The sequence below is a fragment of the Streptomyces sp. UNOC14_S4 genome (assembly GCF_020740835.1).
Taxonomy (GTDB): Bacteria; Actinomycetota; Actinomycetes; order Streptomycetales; family Streptomycetaceae; genus Streptomyces.
In genome coordinates, this window is record NZ_JAINFC010000872.1 from 1 (window position 1) to 1,689 (window position 1,689).

At 74.5% G+C, this 1,689-nt stretch carries 1 protein-coding gene; it reads left to right on the forward strand.

All coding sequences use genetic code 11. From position 1 onward, the window contains the following. On the forward strand, positions 1–1,577 hold a 1,577-nt coding region (locus tag K6I34_RS36630), incomplete at its 5' end, for a S1C family serine protease (protein ID WP_374231120.1). Positions 1,578–1,689 lie beyond the last annotated feature (112 nt).

Consider the following 1,689-nt stretch of genomic DNA (forward strand, 5'->3'; position numbering starts at 1 on the left):
CCCCCGCCCAGGCCCCCGCCGCGGACGCGGTGGCCGAGGGGACGGCGCAGCTCCCGGCGGTCGAGCTGGAGAAGAGCGCCGCGGACCGGACGCCCGCGGCGGCTCCGGCCACTCAGGCGGCTCCGGCTGCCTCGGCGGCTCCGGCCGTCGCCGCTCCCGAGGTCCCGCCCGTGCCTCCGCAGCCGGCGACCTCTGCCTTCGCGCAGCCGGGTGTGCAGGGCATGGCGGGCGCACCGGACCCGGCCATGGGTCAGCCGGGTCAGCTGGGCCAGCCTGGGCCACAGGGGCAGCCGGGTCCGCAGGGAGGCTGGTACGGCGGCGGCGGCGGTGGCGGTGGCGAGCCCGGCGGCCCGCAGCCGTACGGTGGCGGGCCCATGGGTCCCGTCGGCCCCACCGGTGTGGGCGCCGCATGGGGGGCACCCTCGCCCTATCCCCCGGCCCGCAAGCGCGGGGGCGGGCTCGTCGCGGCCGTCGTGGCGGCGGCGCTCGTCGCGGGCGGCATCGGTGGCGGCATCGGCTACTGGGCGGCCGACCGGAACAGCGAGACGTCGACGACCCTCTCCTCCTCCGGTGACCCGAAGGTGGAGAGCCGTACGCCCGGTTCCGTGGCGGACATCGCGAGCAAGGCGCTGCCGAGCGTCGTCACCATCGAGGCGCAGAGCGGCGGCGGCGAGGGCGGTACGGGCACCGGCTTCGTCTACGACAAGCAGGGCCACATCCTCACCAACAACCACGTCGTCGCGTCGGCCGCGCAGGGCGGCGGCAAGCTCACGGCGACGTTCTCCAACGGCAAGAAGTACGACGCCGAGGTGGTCGGCCGCGCGCAGGGCTACGACGTGGCGGTCATCAAGCTCAAGGACCCCTCGGGCGCGACCCTCAACCCCATCCCGCTGGGGGACTCCGACAGGACGGCGGTCGGTGACGCGACGATCGCGATCGGCGCGCCCTTCGGTCTGTCGGGCACGGTCACCACGGGCATCATCAGCGCGAAGAAGCGCCCGGTGGCCTCCAGCGACGGCGGGGGCAGCGGCAACGCCTCGTACATGAGCGCCCTCCAGACGGACGCCTCGATCAACCCGGGCAACTCGGGCGGCCCCCTGCTGAACGCGCAGGGCGCGGTCATCGGCATCAACTCCGCGATCCAGTCCGCCAACAACGGCGGCGGCTTCGGCGGCGGCCAGGGCCAGGCGGGCAGCATCGGCCTGGGCTTCGCGATCCCCATCAAGCAGGCGAAGTACGTCGCGGACCAGCTGATCAAGACGGGCAAGCCGATCTACCCGGTCATCAGCGCCACGCTGAACACGCGGGAGAGCGGCAGCGGTGCCCGCATCGCCACGAGCGGCGACAGCAGCGCGCCCCCGATCACCCCCGGCGGCCCGGCCGACAAGGCGGGCCTGAAGCCCGGCGACGTCATCACCAAGCTGGACGACACGACGGTCGACAGCGGCGCCACCCTGATCAGCGAGATCTGGACCCACCGCCCGGGCGACAAGGTCACGGTGACCTACACCCGCGACGGCAAGCAGGCGACGACGGAGATCACCCTCGGCCAGCGCGAGGGCGACCGCGAACGCTGAGGCGCGTCGCCGGAAATCCACGCTTCGCCGGGCCCGCCGTGAGCGGGCCCGGCCCGATCCTCTCTGCGCCGTCCCTCCGCACCCTCGGGGCACCGGGCTACCGGGCACGAAC